We start from the raw sequence: 16041 nt of genomic DNA on the forward strand, positions 1-16041 counted from the left end.
GATGAAACTTAATGATCAACAAAAGGCGGTTTACGAAGAGCTTTCTATGCCTGAGAAGATAGGAATTTTGCTTATCCAGCTCGGCGAAGAGGCTACAAGCTTACTTTTTTCACATATGGATATTGATATTATTACCGATGTATCTGGCTACATAGCTACTGCTAGAAATATCGACAAAGCTGTAGCTGGCGCTATTTTGGAAGAATTTTATGCCCTTATGCAGTCAAATCAGTATGTAAAATCTGGCTCACTTGAATATGCAAAAGAAATTTTATATAAGACTTTCCCACCAGATGAAGCGCAAAAAATTCTCGATCGCCTTGCAAAAAGTATGGAAAATAATAAAAGCTTTGGCTATCTTAACAAGATCAAGCCTCAGCAACTTTCTGACTTTATCGTTAAAGAGCACCCGCAAACTATCGCTCTTATCCTTGCTCATATGGACGCAACAAGCGCCGCTGAGACTCTTAGCTATTTGCCTGATGATCTTAGAAGTGATGTCGTGGTTAGGATGGCAAATCTTGGCGATATAAGTCCATCAGTTATTAAACGCGTTTCAACCGTTCTTGAGACTAAGCTTGAAAGTCTTACATCTTATAAAGTTGAGGTCGGTGGACCTAGGGCTGTTGCCGAGATGCTTAATAGACTCGGACAAAAAGCTAGCAAGACAACTATCGAATATATCGAAAAAACGGATGAAAAACTGGCTACAACGATTAAAGAGCTTATGTTTACATTTGAGGATATTAACACACTTAATGCTACCGCGATAAGAGAAATTTTAAAAAATATTGATAAAAAAGACCTTATGGTCGCACTCAAGGGCTCTGGAGATGAGCTTAAGCAAAAATTCCTTGGCAATATGTCTCAGCGTGCAGCAGATGCTTTTGTCGAGGAGATGGGATTTTTAGGAGCAGTGCGTGTTAAGGATGTTGAGGAGGCTCAACGCCGTATAGTTGAAGCAGTGCAAGCTCTAGCAGAGCAAGGCGTCTTCCAAGTTGGCGAAGCAGATGAGATGATAGAATGAAAAGTAGCGTCATAACAAACGAAGAAACAGCCGGACATTTTGTAGAAAACTATCGCTTTAAGGTTTTACTTTCAAGCGAAGGCAAGGGCGATGCTGAAACCATGCGTGTTTATGAACAAAATTTAGAAAATGAAAAGGCAAATCAAAGTTCGCCAGAAATTTTGCCAAACGACACCCAAGATGTAGCCCAGCCACAGGTGGTTCAGGCTGGATTTGACTCTGGTTTTGTTGAAGAACTTCTTAAAAAAACGGATGAGCTTAGCGGTAACATTATTAAACTTCAGATGCAAATTGAAAATCAAGAGGCTGAGTTTAACAGACGCCTTGAAGCAGAAGTAACAAGGGCTAAAGAGGATGGTATCGCGCAAGGTATAGCACAAGAAAGCGAGCGTTTTAATGCCGAACTAGCGGCACTTAATGAGCGTTTTGGCTCATCTGTTAGTAAACTTACAAATTTTTATAACACCTTTGAAGAGTTTCTTAAAAAAACTGAAGATGAACTTGGTGCCACAGCTGTAAATGTAGCCGCTCAAGTTATCGCAAAAGAGGTTAGCACTGGCTCGTCAAATATTGCTTTTGCACTTGCAAAGTCGCTTATGAGCGAGCTAAAAGAGGCAAAAAATATCACTCTAAGAGTAAACCCGGCTGATGCAAATTTCCTAAAAGAGCAGTTTGAACAAAACGCCCATGTAAATATCGAGGCAGATGATGCTATTAGTAAGGGCGGTGTGGTTATCATAAGTGAGGCGGGAAATATCGATGGCTCGCTTGAAACTAGACTTGAAAAATTAAAGAGTTTGATTTGATAGATGTAAAAAATTTAAACCAAGAAGAGCTAAAAGAGCTTTGTGTAAAGTTGCGTGAGAGAATTTTAGAAGTTGTGAGTCAAAATGGCGGGCACCTTAGTTCAAATATCGGTGCAGTCGAGCTGATTGTGGCTATGCACTATGTGTTTGATGTTAAAAAAGATCCGTTTATTTTTGATGTTAGTCATCAAAGTTATGCGCATAAGCTACTGACTGATCGATGGGATGAGTTTGAAAGTTTGCGTAAATTTGGGGGTCTTAGTGGGTTTAGTAAGCCAAAAGAGAGTGATTTTGACTACTTTATAGCAGGACATAGCTCGACCTCTATATCACTTGCGGTAGGTGCTGCAAAGGCTATAAGCTTAAAAGGCGAAAACCGCTTACCAATAGCATTTATAGGCGATGGCTCTATGAGTGCTGGCATGGTTTATGAGGCGCTAAATGAGCTTGGAGATCGCAAATATCCATGTGTTATCATCTTAAATGATAATGAGATGAGTATAAGTAAGCCAATAGGTGCTATTAGCAAGTACCTTAGTCACATAATGGCTGGCGAGGCTTATCAAAAATTTAAAAGCGGCGTAGAAAAGCTTCTTTCTTATATGCCAGAGTCGGCCTCTTATATGGCGCGCAGAGCCGAAGAGAGCATACGACTTATAACGCCTGGCATTTTTTTTGAAGAGCTTGGACTTGAGTATATAGGTCCTGTTGATGGGCATAATCTTGAAGAACTTATCTCTACCTTTAACACAGCAAAAGCTATGAAAAAACCAGTCATTGTGCATGCACAAACCTTAAAAGGCAAGGGGTATGAAAAGGCTGAGGGACATCTTGCAAACTGGCATGGTGTAGGGCCTTTTGATGTTGTTACGGGCGAAGTTATAAAAAAAGCAGACAGAAAGTCAGCCACACAAGTTTTTGGAGAACATCTCTTAAAGATGGCAGCAGAGCATAGTGATATCGTGGGCGTCACTGCTGCGATGCCAACTGGCACTGGAATGGATATGCTAATAGAGAAATTTCCAGAGCGTTTTTGGGATGTTGCTATAGCTGAGCAGCACGCTGTAACTTCTATGGCTGCTATGGCAAAAGAGAACTTTAAGCCCTTTGTGGTGATATATTCAACATTTATGCAAAGAGCCTTTGATCAAGTCATACATGATGCCTGTATATTAAATTTAGATATAACATTTGCGATGGATAGGGCTGGCATAGTTGGCGAGGATGGAGAAACTCATCAAGGGGCATTTGATGTTAGCTATTTTAACCTCATTCCAAATGTCACTATCCTAGCGCCGCGCTGTGCTCAATGCCTTAGAAATTGTATGGAATTTGCCTACTCAAGCAAGGGTGTAAAGGCTCTTCGCTATCCTCGTGGTGCATTTTTACTAAGCGATGAATTTGCGCCAAATTTGCCAGCCTTGGGCAAGGGCGAGTGGTTAGTAAAAAATGATAGTGATGTGGCATTTATTGGTTATGGAAATGGTGTTGGTAAGGCATATAAGGTTATGCAAAATACCCAAATGAGCGTAAATTTGATCGATCTTATCTTTGTTAAGCCGCTTGATGAAAATTTGCTTTTAGAACTTGCTAAGAGCTGTAAAAAATGGTTTATTTTTAGCGATAGTGCAAAAAGGGGCGGAGTTGGTGAAATTTTGGCTGGATTTTTGCAAGAGCATAAAATTTATGATGTAGCTATAAGCAGTTTTGAGTACTCTGATGAGTTTATAACACATGGCGCAACATCGCTTGTGGAGGATAGTTTGGGACTTAGTGTGGAGCAAATTTCTAAAAAGTTATTAAATGATAAATAATATTAATTAATAATACCTTAAGTAAAAATTTGTTATATTCTTGCAAAAATCAAAGGATTGTCATGCAACATGTTTCACTTTTAAAGCAGTTTAATCTCAAAGTTACGCCTCAAAGACTCAGTGTTCTTAAGGTGCTTGATAAACATATGCACCCAACTATTGATGAGCTTTACGAAGAGATAAAGGCTGAAAACCCATCTATCTCGCTGGCAACAGTTTATAAAAATTTAAATACCTTAAAAGATGAAGGCTTGGTTGTTGAGGTAAATGTTGTAAACCAAAAATCAAGATATGACATATACGAACATCCGCATATACATGTTGTCTGCCAAGGATGTGGGCATGTTGAAGATGTCATGCATGCTGAGGCGGGGCTTGATGCCTATCAGGAAGGTCTTGAGAGAAAACTTGGCAATGTTATTGATAACCTAAGCGTGGTTGCTACTGTTAAAAACTGCAAACATTGTCGTTAAAGTAAAACGCACATTAAGCCATAACCTGATAAAATATTATAAAATTTCAGGGAGGCTTGATGAGCTTGGATATAAAACGCAAATTTCTACTCAAAGATGGCGCTCTGCTGGAGCTTTTAAACTCTTGGGGAGTTGTTTTTAAAAGCTTAAAGTACTCATATTTTTACACAAATTCTGTCAAATTTATAAAAACTGATGATAAGTTTTTTTGCCAAAGAGATAGCGACTTGTTGCCTATTAGGCAAGATGAGTTTATGGCTGCAAAAAACGACTCATCTAGCATAATTTCAAAACAAATTTATAGCTTTAAACTAAATGGAAATTTATGTAACATTGAAGTTTTTCAAGGCGAACTTAGTGGGCTTTATATTTTAGAGATAGCTTTTAATGACGAGCTTTACGGTGTATTTTTCAAGCCACCAAAATTTTTAACGAATTTTATAGTTCGTGAAGTTACACTTGAAAGAGAATTTAACGAGCAAAACTTAACTCCACTTTCTATATTTGAAAATTTTGACTTTGCTGAAGCATTGAGAGTTTTTAAAACTTTTATGATAGCCCCAAATTTTCCTAGAAATTTACGGACAAAAGATGCAGTTTGCTCACTTTTATATTGTTACTTGATGGAAATTTTAACCTTAAAAGAGGATCTTAAAAACGAGTTTAACGAGCAAAAATTTCTTACTTTATATGAGAAAATATCTCTAACAAAGATAACTTTTGAGCTATTTTTTGATATTTTTGATGAGAAAACATCTGAGTTTTTTTTAGCAAATTTTACCAAACTTCTTAACTCATGCCAAAAAAGTATCAAAATTTTAAAAGCACTTTTGTTTTTAGATCAGCTTAAAAATGCTGCTTGGCTTGAATTTTTTCTTGAAAATGCCTTTGAGATTGAGATAAAAAATGCTAAAAAGGCCATTGAAAATGAGAATTTTTTAAAAGATTGGGAAATTTTTCTAAGCGATACGAGTGATTTTTTTGTTGCAAAAAATTATGATGAAATCCTTAAAATATCTCTTGCAAAAAGAGCAAGATCTTATGCTATAAGCTCGGCGAAATTCGCAAAAGGCATAGGTGAACAAAGCGAAAATGATGAGTTTTTTACTCTACTTAGCAAGCTTGAAAGGGTGGAAATTTTATTTCAAGGATTTCGTGGTACCACTTTTAGTGGACAAATTTTAGAGCGTGCAAACAAGCTTATAAAAAGACTAAAAGAGCTAAAAGAGCTTGATAATATCCTAACCCTAGTGCAAAAACTACCGCAAGATGAGCAAGCTGATGAGCAGTGCGTAAGAATTTATGCTAAAATTTATAAAATTCGCACAAAGACTTTAAAGAGCGTTAAAAAGTTTATTAAAGCGGTGTTGCAAGGCTCAAAAGAGCTTAAAAATCACTATAAAAAGGCATAAAATATGGAAAAACAAGAAAAAATAGTCGAAATGTTTAATGATATCGCCCCTACATATGATGTGGCAAATCGCGTTTTAAGCATGGGCGTAGATGTGAGCTGGCGTAAATTTGCGTGTAGATATATGCTAAATAAATATCGCGCACAAAGCATTAGTATCATAGATGTGGCATGCGGGACTGGCGATATGATGGGGCTTTGGAGCAAGATAGCGCGAGAGTATGGCGTGCATGTAGCTAAACTCACTGGCATAGATCCATCAAGTGGCATGCTTGATGTTGCGCGCTCAAAATTTCCTAACTTTGAGTTTATCCAAGCTTTTGCGGACAAGACAACTTTAACAAACGAAAGTGCTGAAATTTTAAGCATAAGTTATGGCATACGCAATGTCGTAGCCCGCAAAGAGGCATTGGCTGAGTTTAACAGAGTGCTAAAAATGGGCGGATATGTTGTGGTTTTAGAATTTACTAAACGCAACAAAAGTGGCTTTGTGACGGCTTTACGAGACTTTTATCTGACAAAAATTTTACCGTTTATAGGTGGGTTTATTAGCAAAAATAAAGAGGCATATGAATATTTACCAAGTTCGATTGAAAGCTTTTTAGATGCAAAAACTTTTTGTGACGAGCTTTATGAGGCTGGGTTTGAAGTTGAAGTTTGCAGGGGATTTAGTATGGATATTTCAACACTTTTTATCGCTAAAAAGGTGCGTTCTTGAGTTTGTTTGATATAAAAAATTTAAAAGGGTTAAAATGCTAAGCGTTAGCGAACTAAATGAGCAAGCAAAGACCTTGCTAGAGACTCATTTTAGCTATGTTGAGGTGCGCGGAGAAATTTCACGCCTTACAAAACACGGCTCTGGACACTGGTATTTTAGTCTCAAAGACGAAAACGCAAGTATCTCTTGTGCGATGTTTAAGGGGGCAAACTCAAAGCTTAAATTTGCAGTTGAAGATGGCATGAGCGTGGTTTTAGGAGGTAAAATTTCACTTTATGCACCAAGTGGAAGCTATCAGTTTATAGCTAGTACGCTTTTAGTTGATGGAGAGGGGGCTCTTGAGACTGCTTTTAAACAGCTAAAAGAAAAGCTCGAATTAGAGGGGCTTTTTAGTGCCATGCATAAAAAACCTCTACCATATATCCCAGGACGCATTGCACTTGTTACAAGCGCTACTTCTGCTGCTTTGCAAGATATGCTTCGTATCACTGCTGCTAGGTGGCAGATGGCACAAATTTTTATTTTTGATGCTCTTACACAAGGTCAAGCTGCGCCAGCTTCACTTATAAATGCTCTTAAAAAAGCTGATAGATACGGTGTAGATGTTATCGTGCTTGCTCGTGGTGGTGGCAGTCGAGAGGATTTGTGGTGTTTTAATGACGAGGGGCTTGCTAGGGAAATTTTTACCACAAAAACCCCAGTAGTAAGTGCGATAGGACATGAGATAGACTATGTTATAAGCGACTTTGTAGCTGACTTTCGTGCACCAACGCCAAGTGCCGCGATGGCTGAGCTTTTGCCTGATGAGAGTAGCTTTATGCAGTATCTTGATGAGCTTGATGATAAACTGGAAAATACCTTAAATTCGCGTTTTGCATTACTTGAAAACAAGCTAGTTTTACTAACTGCAAAGCTTTCACCAAATGCCTTAAAAGCAAAGATAGAACATAAAATTTCACTTTGTTTACGCCTTAGTGAGCGACTTGACAATGCTCTTAATATTAAATTTCTAGCCCTTGAAAATAATATCAAAACGCTACATGCGCTTTTTGAAGCAAGAAGTGGGTTTTATGAGATAACAAAAAATATGGTACAGGTACGCATAAATGGGCAAAATGCAGATTTAATGAGCCTAGAAAACGGCACGCAAATAACCCTAGTGTCACAAAATGGCAGCAGAGAAGCGACGATAACTAACTAAAGGAGCGATGATGAGAAAGATAAATTTTAGCGCGGGACCAACTGGCTTGCCACTTAGTGTTTTAGAGCAAGCCAAAGCCGAATTTACCGACTTTCACGGAGAGGGCGCGTCTATTATGGAGGTTAGCCATAGGGGCAAGACTTACGAGGAAGTGCATTTTGGTGCGATGTCCAAGATACGCGAGCTTTATGGTATCGGCGATGAATATGAAGTTTTATTTTTGCAAGGTGGGGCACATTTGCAGTTTGCGATGATACCTTTTAACCTTTATAAAGGCGGTATCGCAGAGTATGCAAATACAGGGGTTTGGACGAGTAAAGCCATAAAAGAAGCCAGACTTATGGGCGTAAATGTAAGTGTTGTTGCAAGTAGTGAAAGTGAGAAATTTAACCACATTCCAGAGGTAAATTTTAGCAACAATGCTGATTATGCCTATATCTGCACAAATAACACAATATACGGTACTCAGTATAAAACCCTGCCGCACTCATTTGCACCACTTGTCATTGATGCTAGTAGCGATTTTTTTTCTGAACCACTTGATTTTAGCGACATCGGACTACTTTATGGCGGAGCTCAAAAAAATGCAGGGCCTAGTGGCGTGAGTATTATCATTATACGAAAAGATTTAATAGAGCGAGTTTGGCGTAATGATGTGCCGACATTTTTACGATACAAAACTCATGCCGACGCAAAGTCGCTTTACAACACACCGCCAACATTTGCCATTTATCTACTAAATTTAACTATGCAGTGGCTTATCGATCAAGGTGGTTTGTCTGCTATTAAAGAGCGAAATTTAGCCAAGGCAAAGACGATTTATGATGTGATAGATAACTCAAATGGCTTTTATATAGGACACGCGCAAAAAGCACACCGCTCTGTGATGAATATTAGCTACAACATAGCTAGTGGCGAGGCTTTGGAGGCTAAATTTGTAGCAGACGCCTTGGCCCATAATATGCTTGGACTTAGGGGACATAGACTAGTTGGTGGCATAAGAGCGTCGATATATAACGCGGTAAGTCAAAACGATGTGGAAGTTTTAGCTGATTTTATGAAAGAATTTGCACGCAAAAATGGGTGAAATGCCAAGTAAAAATAGCACCCAAACAGAGCTTAAAATTTTTACAGAAACCGGGTTAAAAGCTGAAAATCCAGCCTTTTTAAAAGAGCAAATTTTAACTTATCTTGGCAACAAGCGAGCCTTACTTGGGCTAATCGCACAAGGTGTAAAATTTGCTAAAAGCGAGCTTGGACGAGAAAAGCTTAGTTGTGCAGATCTTTTTAGTGGCTCTGGTATCGTGGCTAGGTACTTAAAACAACACGCAAGCTTTATCCTGGCAAATGATCTTGAGCTGTACTCTCGTATAGTTAATGAGTGCTATCTTTGCAATGTTGATGATGAGTTTAAAACGCATTTAAAAGCTTCAAATAAGGCATTTGTAAAGCGAGTAAATGCAAGCTTGAAGCCAAATTTTATAACCGAGCTTTATGCCCCAAAGGATGAAAGTGCGATAAAGCCAAATGAGCGAGTTTTTTATACCCGAAAAAATGCGATATTTATCGACACTGCAAGGGCTTTGATAGATGAGTTACCGCTTGATATGCGTAAATTTTTTATCGCCCCACTGCTTTATGAGGCAAGCTTGCATGCTAATACAAGTGGTGTATTTAAGGGCTTTTATAAAAACAAACAAGGTATCGGACAGTTTGGAGGCGAGGCTAAAAATGCTTTAAAGCGTATCACTGGGGACATAACGCTAAAAACACCAGTTTTTTCAAATTTTAGCGTACCTTACGAGATATATCAAACCGATGCAAATGCCCTTGCTAACGAGCTTGATACGCTTGATCTTGTCTATCTTGATCCACCATATAATCAACATCCATACAGCTCAAATTACTTTATGTTAAATTTGATAGCAAAAAACGAGCGACCAGCTGAAATTTCGCGAATTTCTGGTATCGCAAAAGATTGGAATCGCTCTGTTTATAACCAAAAAGCAAATGCCGCTGATGCCTTTTTTAGCCTGATAGAGTGCCTAAAGGCTCGTATCGTGCTTATCTCTTTTAACAGCGAAGGATTTATCTCAAAAGAGCAGTTTGAACACAACTTGGCTAAGCTCGGAAGTGTAAAAACCATTGAGCAAAGATACAACACATTTAGGGCAAGTAGAAATTTAAGCTCAAGAAATATCCATGTAAGTGAGTTTTTATATATTTTAAAAAAAAGATAAGGTTATAAAAGCTCTCTTGCTAGGGCTAAAATTTCATCTTTTTGTGCTAAGTTTTCTTTGCTAATAGCTATAAATTTCGGGCTTTCAAGACTTTTTGCACTATAGTTTATCGGCGCAAAATTTTCTATATCGCACATTATCCCGCCGCTAAATTTTACTATCGCTTCGCCAGCTGCTATATCCCAAAGTGAGCTGTTGCTAAAGCGTGCATATACGCCGCCATTTTGTGCTACTTTTGCAAATTTTATAGCAGAGCCTATCTGTGTAAAGTTTAGATTAAATTCGCTAGCTATCTTGCGCTCGCGGATAGCTTTTGAGCGTCTTCCTGTGTATAAAATTTGTCTATTTTTGTTTGTGTACTCAAGTTTGCGTTGATGTAAAATTTTGCCATTTTCATCTAAAATTTGAGCAAAAACCCCATCTTTGCTTGCAAAAAAAAGCTCATTGCTCATCGGTATCATTATCACACCAAGCGCTACACTGCCTTGCTCTATAAGTGCGATACATACGCAAAACTCATCATTTTTATCTATAAACTCTCGAGTTCCATCAAGTGGATCGACTAGCCAAAAAGCCTTTGCGCTCGTGCGCTCTTTCTCGTCTAAAATTTCTTCTTCAGAGCAAATGGCAATATCTGAGCGTTTTAAAATTTGCATTATCGCTTCATTTGCTGCTATATCAGCACTTGTTAGCGGAGAGTTATCGCTTTTAAAGCTTACTTCAAAACTACTTTTATAATGGTGTTTTATAGCACTGCTGGCGGCTATAGCGGCACTTTTTGCAAGATCTAAAAGCTCAGAGTTTGTCATGCTTTTTTGGATTTAAAATTTACGAGAATTTTTATCGTAACCATACAAAATAGCACTTGCAATAAGCTTGCTAAAACAAACGATGAGTAAAACTCATCACTTAGACTACCAGACTTGTGAGCTATGGTTGCAACGGCGATTAAAAGCGTAAGTGGCATAGAGTGGCTAAGTGCGTAGATAACGATTTGTTTTATCTTTAAGATATTTATAAAAACTATACTTGCAACAAGTCTGCATACTATCATCGTCACTGTTATAAATATCGCCTCTTTCACAACTTCACCAACAAAAAGCGTCTCAACTTTTAGCGTTGAGCCGATGTGAGCAAAAAATATAGGAACTAAAAAGCCAAAGCCAAAGCTACCAAGCTTGTGTGGTAGGTCTTGTTTGTGGTCAAAAAATGTAGCGATTATCATACCCGCGATAAAAGCACCAAATGCAACTTCAAGTCGCAAGAATACCATCAGCGCACACACAGCAAGAAATACGGCTATGCTTAGGCGTATATCCTTTTCGTTTTTGTCATATTGTGGCATAAGCACAGTTTTAAAGCCTGGAAACCACCAAAAAATAATACCAAGAAATTTAAATAAAACCCCACTAAGTAGCAAAAACCCAAGTAGATAGATAATGCTAAGCCAAAAGTCCCAGCTCCCACCAAACTGTAAATAAGCCGATGTTATCGTTAGTAGCGTGATACTTACCACTTCGCCGATAACGCCTATTAGCATACTTAAATTTAGCCACTGCTGATCTTTACCATACTCTTTAAATAGTGTAAATATCATGCCCACAGCCATTATCGGTATGATGATGATAAAAAGCGGATCAAGCTTAAATACAAACATACAAAAAGTTGCGATGACATATAAAAGCGCGATATATATGCAGCCTAGTTTTAAAACTTTTCTATCCGCATTTAAAAAGATCCTAAGATCAACCTCCATGCCTGCTAAAAACATTAAAAAGAAAAAGCCAGCCTCGCTTATCGCGTCAAAAAGTTCATTGTGTGATAAAAGACCAAGATAGCCAGCGATAGTGCCTAGCATTATCTCCACTGGCGCAATAGGTATGCGAAAATTTTTGGAGATATAAGGCGAAGCAAAAATGATCGCCGCAAGCGTTAAAAGTATATAAAGTCCGTTCTCTTGCAAGTTTCTTCCCGTGTTAAATTTGCTTTTATTATACATTTTTTTTGTTAAAAACAAGATTTTTGCGTTATAATTTCATAAAATTTATAACAAAGGCAAGATAATGCAGTCATTTGAAGTAAAGAGCTCTTACGATGAGATGCCCTATTTTTCGGCAGCCTTTCACGATAGCTCGGTACTTCGCTTGCATGCGATAGGCAAATTTTTGCGTCTTGAGCCAACACCAGTTCGTAAGGCTAGAGTGCTTGAGCTCGGCGGTGCTTTTGGTGGCAATATCATGCCACTTGCAGTAGCCTATCCAGACGCTGAGGTTGTTGGTGTCGACATATCAAGCATACAGGTAAATACTGGCAATGCCATCGCCAAGCAGATGGGGATTGAAAATTTTCATCTTATTGAAGCCGATATAATGGCACTAAGTCCAGAGCAGATAAAAGAGCTTGGGAAATTTGACTACATCATCGCCCATGGCTTTTATAGTTGGGTTAGAAAAAATGTTAGAGACGCCTTTCTTGCGCTTACAAAGACACTTTTAAAACAAAATGGCATTGCATTTATATCCTACAATGTCTATCCGGGCTGGAAAAGTTTTGATACTTTGCGTGATTATATGATGTTTTGTGCCAAAGATAAAAACGGCATAAAACGCCTTGATGTTGCAAAAAGAGAGCTAAATTTTATGGGTGAGTTTTTGCGTATGAATTTTCACACTAAAAGCAACGAAGCTCTAAAACAAACTCAAGAGCTGCTACTTACCCAGCTAAATTTCGTCCGTTCGATACTAAAAGATAGTAAAAACGACTACTACATCTTGCACGAGTTTTTTGAAACGACAAACGAAGCACAGCTTTTTTACAAATTTGCAAACCGCTTAAGCGACTTTGGGCTTGGGTATTTGGTTGAAAGTACGCTTGATGATGTTTTTGCACCAGGTATTGGCGTTGCTAGATTTGATAGGCATATAAACAAAACTTATAAAAGTCGTATCGACCGCGAGCAAATGCGTGACTTTTTTCTAAATCGCTCGTTTCGCAAAAGCCTTGTCATGCACGAAGATGAGCTAAATGAAGAGTCTGAAACAAACATTAGCCTTGATGAAATTTCACTCATTCACATCATCGCAAAGCTTGAAAAAACAAAAGATGGTTATAGTATAAATGATGAGCCCCTAAGCCCGCAGTTTAATGAAATTTTTGCCAAAATTTATGACGCTTATCCAGCTAGTATCAGTATTGATGAGCTTGGCATTAGCGATGATAACATCAATGCTTTTTTGGCACTTATGGCAAACCCAGCCACGCTTTTATCCACACAAAAATTTAGCCATATAAAGTATGAAAAGGGCAAAACTAGACTAAAGCCAAGAGTAGCAGGCTATCTTAGATACTTTGCTAACACACATAAGCCAGTTATGTTGCTAGCCACACAGCTTAACTCAAAGACTCATATAGATACCTTGGGTGCTAGGACAGCACTTCTTTTTGATGGGCAAAACAGCTTTGATGACATAGTAAAAGAGCTTGAAAAAATTTATGAAATTTACAAAAATGAGCCAGACGCAAAACATTTAAATGAGTTTAACCCAGAAATTTACGCTAGCGAAGTGGCTAAAAAGCTTGAAAATTCGTACTTTCTAGAAAAATTTTAAAATTTTTGCAAATTTTTTATATTTAGCTATAAAGTTTTTTCGACTTTGTCCGATATGGTATACAAGTAACCAAAGGACAGGTTGCTAAATACACTTTAAAAGGATTTACAATGAGTTTTCGTATTAACACAAACATCAACGCGATGAATTCGCACGCTAATGCTGTAGGCAACAACAGAGACATTTCAGGCTCTTTGCAAAAGCTCAGCTCAGGCTTACGAATCACAACAGCGGCAGAAGATGCATCAGGTTTGGCTATTGCAGATAGCCTTCGTTCACAAGCAAGTGCCCTTGGTCAAGCTATAGCTAACGGCAACGACGCAGTTGGTATCATCCAGACAGCTGACAAAGCTATGGACGAGCAGCTAAAAATTCTTAACACTATTAAGACTAAAGCTACTCAGTCTGCTCAAGATGGTCAAACTACTCGTTCTCGTCAAGCACTTCAAGCTGATATCGTTCGTTTGATGGAGCAACTTGACAACATAGGTAACACTACATCTTTTAACGGTCAGCAACTACTTAACGGAACATTTACAAATAAAGAGTTCCAAGTTGGTGCTTACTCTAACCAGTCTATCAAGGCTTCTATCGGTTCAACTACATCTGACAAGATAGGTCTTACTCGTTTTGAGAGCTCAAAGCTTCTTACAGGTTTGGCTGAGGTCAAAGACCTTAAGTTTCTTGCAGTCGATGGTGTAAATGATGTAGGCGTTGCTTCAGCTATTATCTCAACAGGTGTTGGTAAAGGTATCGGTGCTTTGGCTGAAAATATCAACAAAGTATCTACTAAAACTGGTATCCGTGCATCATTTGATGTTACTCGTATAATGTCAGTTGCTATCACATCAGTTGCTATAGAAGGACTTGAGATAAATGGTGTAAAGATAGGCGACCTAGAAGTTAGAGCAAATGACAGCAACGGTGCTTTGGTAAATGCTATCAATGCTGTTAAAGATCAAACTGGTGTTGAGGCGTCTGTTGATGCTGAGACAGGTAAGATGGTTCTAACAAGCCGTTCAGGTCGTGCTATGGAGTTCAAAGGAACTAACATAAGTGCAGCTATTGGTGCTAAAGCAGACGATGTATTTGTAGGTCGTTTAAATCTAGTAAGACTAGATGGTCGTGATATCAAAATCACAGGAGGCTCAGACCTTAAGATAGATAGCGACGCTTTCTTATCAGCTAATGGTGGTGCACAACAGTCAGTATCTCTAAGAGATGTTCGTGGTCAGATAGATGGCAAGCTAGCAACAGCTATGGGCTTCCAAAGAATGTCAGGCGTTTTAACCGTAGCTCAATCAGCTGGTGTTATGACACTACGCGGTGCTATGGCAGTTATGGATATAGCTGAGTCAGCTCAGATCACACTTGATCAGATCCGCTCTGACTTAGGTTCTGTACAAAACCAGCTAATCGTAACAGTAAACAACATCACTACAACTCAGGTGAATGTAAAAGCAGCTGAGTCTCAAATCCGTGATGTTGACTTTGCAGCTGAGTCTGCTAACTTCTCTAAGTTTAACATACTAGCTCAGTCTGGTAGTTATGCTATGAGTCAAGCTAACAGCGTTCAGCAAAACGTAATGAAGCTTTTACAGTAGTTTAACCACTTCTGTAAGTTTCTAACCTTGGTGTGGCAACACACCGAAAATATCTTTTTAAAAAGATATGCTTCTTCTGCAAAAGTGTTAAAACTCAACCTAGATCGTCTCGGCGGTCTAGGTCTTTTATATCTCTAAAATTTAAATATCAACTTTAAGAAGTAAAAGAAAATTTGTTTTTAAGTGGATAAATTTTTAAATTTATGCTACGCGCAAAGCCAAAAGAGCTATCCTTTGGCTTTAAATATCTTTGTTGAAAAAGTCTAGTATATCTCTTTTGCTTTTAACTTTAAATTTAGTGGCACTTGCTAGCAAATGTGTAGCCAAGCTCCTTTAAGCACCTTACATCTTCACTCATATCTTCGCCCTTTTGAGTGAGATAGTCTCCTAAAACTATAGCTACCACACCGTGCGAGAAAATTTCATACTGCCTTTCACCAAGCACTCTCTCTCGCCCACCAGCTATCATAAGTCTTGTATTTGGCAGGGCTTTTACGCTATCATCAATGATCTTAAATGCCTCATCTGCGCTTAAAATTTCTTGCTTGATAGAAAGTCCATCACTTGGCATAAAGAAATTTATCGGACTTGAAAACGGCGCAAGCTCAGCCAAACTAACACGCAGGCTCACTCTGTCACTCTCACTCTCGCCAAGTCCATATATACCACCACAGCAAAGCTCTAATCCCACGCTTTTTGCGTCTAAATTTGTCTGCCATCTCTCATCCCAGCTATGCGTGGTGCAAATTTTAGAAAAGTACTCACGGCTTGTTTCTAGGTTGTGGTTGTAGCTAAAAACACCAGCATTTTTAAGCTCGCTTAACTGCTCGCGACTTGCCATGCCATTGCAAGCGATTAGCATAAGCTCGGGGCATTCTTTACTTACAGCTCTTGCTATCTTTGCCACTTGCTCGGTCTTATCATCATCTAGCCTCGCCCCGCTTGTAACTAGACAAAATCCAAGAGCATGGTTTGCACTTGCTCTTTTTGCCTCAGCTACGACTTGCTCTTGGCTTTTTATATGATAGCGTGAAATTTTTACCTTTGAGTTGATGTTTTGCGTGCAGTATCCGCAGTCCTCATCACACACTCCGCAACTTAGCGAACTTATCGCGCATAGCATGATTTGTTTCATTTTT

At 38.6% G+C, this 16041-nt stretch carries 14 protein-coding genes; 11 read left to right on the forward strand and 3 right to left on the reverse strand.

Translation table 11 applies throughout. The features are described 5' to 3' along the window. Nucleotide 1 precedes the first annotated feature (1 nt). The 9 genes from fliG to LQV35_RS00325 all read left to right on the forward strand — a co-directional run bounded on the left by fliG (nucleotide 2) and on the right by LQV35_RS00325 (nucleotide 9690). Nucleotides 2-1027, forward strand: a complete 1026-nt coding sequence (gene fliG, locus LQV35_RS00285; RefSeq protein WP_230055876.1) for a flagellar motor switch protein FliG — start codon at nucleotides 2-4, stop codon at nucleotides 1025-1027. Beyond that, complete coding sequence (gene fliH / locus LQV35_RS00290) at nucleotides 1024-1833, forward strand: flagellar assembly protein FliH (protein ID WP_230055877.1); 810 nt, start codon at nucleotides 1024-1026, stop codon at nucleotides 1831-1833. The genes fliG and fliH overlap by 4 nt, the downstream gene beginning before the upstream one ends. Beyond that, the gene (dxs, locus tag LQV35_RS00295; protein ID WP_230056714.1) at nucleotides 1833-3647 is read left to right on the forward strand and encodes a 1-deoxy-D-xylulose-5-phosphate synthase; all 1815 of its coding nucleotides are present in this window, start codon (nucleotides 1833-1835) and stop codon (nucleotides 3645-3647) included. The genes fliH and dxs overlap by 1 nt, the downstream gene beginning before the upstream one ends. Before the next feature lie 62 nt (nucleotides 3648-3709). Further along, on the forward strand, nucleotides 3710-4120 hold the full coding sequence (locus LQV35_RS00300) for a Fur family transcriptional regulator (protein WP_230055878.1): 411 nt from the start codon (nucleotides 3710-3712) through the stop codon (nucleotides 4118-4120). 59 nt (nucleotides 4121-4179) lie between these two features. Then, entirely contained in the window at nucleotides 4180-5532 is a 1353-nt protein-coding gene (locus tag LQV35_RS00305; protein WP_230055879.1) for a CYTH domain-containing protein, read from the forward strand. A gap of 3 nt (nucleotides 5533-5535) precedes the next feature. Next, nucleotides 5536-6249 (forward strand): bifunctional demethylmenaquinone methyltransferase/2-methoxy-6-polyprenyl-1,4-benzoquinol methylase UbiE, encoded by a 714-nt coding sequence (gene ubiE / locus LQV35_RS00310; RefSeq protein ID WP_230055880.1) that lies wholly within the window; start codon nucleotides 5536-5538, stop codon nucleotides 6247-6249. Nucleotides 6250-6283: 34 nt separating this feature from the next. Next, nucleotides 6284-7450: an exodeoxyribonuclease VII large subunit gene (xseA, locus tag LQV35_RS00315; RefSeq protein ID WP_230055881.1), complete on the forward strand. Its 1167-nt coding sequence runs from the start codon at nucleotides 6284-6286 to the stop codon at nucleotides 7448-7450. Nucleotides 7451-7460: 10 nt separating this feature from the next. Further along, nucleotides 7461-8537: a phosphoserine transaminase gene (gene serC, locus LQV35_RS00320; RefSeq protein WP_230055882.1), complete on the forward strand. Its 1077-nt coding sequence runs from the start codon at nucleotides 7461-7463 to the stop codon at nucleotides 8535-8537. Nucleotide 8538: 1 nt separating this feature from the next. Continuing rightward, nucleotides 8539-9690, forward strand: coding sequence for a DNA adenine methylase (locus LQV35_RS00325; RefSeq protein WP_230056715.1), 1152 nt, complete (start codon nucleotides 8539-8541; stop codon nucleotides 9688-9690). A gap of 2 nt (nucleotides 9691-9692) precedes the next feature. Here the strand turns inward: LQV35_RS00325 and LQV35_RS00330 are convergent, their stop codons facing one another. Continuing rightward, nucleotides 9693-10499: a 3'(2'),5'-bisphosphate nucleotidase CysQ family protein gene (locus LQV35_RS00330; RefSeq protein ID WP_230055883.1), complete on the reverse strand. Its 807-nt coding sequence runs from the start codon at nucleotides 10497-10499 to the stop codon at nucleotides 9693-9695. Then, a complete protein-coding gene (locus tag LQV35_RS00335; protein WP_230055884.1) occupies nucleotides 10496-11653 on the reverse strand; it encodes a cation:proton antiporter in 1158 nt (385 codons plus the stop codon). The genes LQV35_RS00330 and LQV35_RS00335 overlap by 4 nt, the downstream gene beginning before the upstream one ends. Nucleotides 11654-11753: 100 nt before the next feature. On the opposite strand from LQV35_RS00335, the gene LQV35_RS00340 reads away from it, so the two are divergent. Together LQV35_RS00340 and LQV35_RS00345 are read left to right on the forward strand one after the other, a co-directional pair. After that, nucleotides 11754-13298, forward strand: a complete 1545-nt coding sequence (locus tag LQV35_RS00340; protein WP_230055885.1) for a methyltransferase regulatory domain-containing protein — start codon at nucleotides 11754-11756, stop codon at nucleotides 13296-13298. 110 nt (nucleotides 13299-13408) lie between these two features. After that, a complete protein-coding gene (locus LQV35_RS00345; protein ID WP_230055886.1) occupies nucleotides 13409-14902 on the forward strand; it encodes a flagellin B in 1494 nt (497 codons plus the stop codon). A gap of 295 nt (nucleotides 14903-15197) precedes the next feature. On the opposite strand, the gene LQV35_RS00350 is transcribed toward LQV35_RS00345, so the two are convergent. Next, entirely contained in the window at nucleotides 15198-16037 is an 840-nt protein-coding gene (locus LQV35_RS00350) for a biotin synthase (RefSeq protein WP_230055887.1), read from the reverse strand. Nucleotides 16038-16041: the final 4 nt, after the last annotated feature.

The organism is Campylobacter suis (assembly GCF_905120475.1).
Classification (GTDB): domain Bacteria; phylum Campylobacterota; class Campylobacteria; order Campylobacterales; family Campylobacteraceae; genus Campylobacter_A; species Campylobacter_A suis.

Bases quoted from the DNA above. Each gene is read 5' to 3' on its own strand.
- LQV35_RS00340 (WP_230055885.1), top strand. From the start codon at position 11,754: ATGCAGTCATTTGAAGTAAAGAGCTCTTACGATGAGATGCCCTATTTT.
- ubiE (WP_230055880.1), top strand. From the start codon at position 5,536: ATGGAAAAACAAGAAAAAATAGTCGAAATGTTTAATGATATCGCCCCT.
- LQV35_RS00345 (WP_230055886.1), top strand. From the start codon at position 13,409: ATGAGTTTTCGTATTAACACAAACATCAACGCGATGAATTCGCACGCT.
- fliG (WP_230055876.1), top strand. From the start codon at position 2: ATGAAACTTAATGATCAACAAAAGGCGGTTTACGAAGAGCTTTCTATG.
- LQV35_RS00330 (WP_230055883.1), bottom strand. From the start codon at position 10,499: ATGACAAACTCTGAGCTTTTAGATCTTGCAAAAAGTGCCGCTATAGCC.
- LQV35_RS00305 (WP_230055879.1), top strand. From the start codon at position 4,180: ATGAGCTTGGATATAAAACGCAAATTTCTACTCAAAGATGGCGCTCTG.
- fliH (WP_230055877.1), top strand. From the start codon at position 1,024: ATGAAAAGTAGCGTCATAACAAACGAAGAAACAGCCGGACATTTTGTA.
- serC (WP_230055882.1), top strand. From the start codon at position 7,461: ATGAGAAAGATAAATTTTAGCGCGGGACCAACTGGCTTGCCACTTAGT.
- xseA (WP_230055881.1), top strand. From the start codon at position 6,284: ATGCTAAGCGTTAGCGAACTAAATGAGCAAGCAAAGACCTTGCTAGAG.
- LQV35_RS00350 (WP_230055887.1), bottom strand. From the start codon at position 16,037: ATGAAACAAATCATGCTATGCGCGATAAGTTCGCTAAGTTGCGGAGTG.
- LQV35_RS00300 (WP_230055878.1), top strand. From the start codon at position 3,710: ATGCAACATGTTTCACTTTTAAAGCAGTTTAATCTCAAAGTTACGCCT.
- LQV35_RS00325 (WP_230056715.1), top strand. From the start codon at position 8,539: ATGCCAAGTAAAAATAGCACCCAAACAGAGCTTAAAATTTTTACAGAA.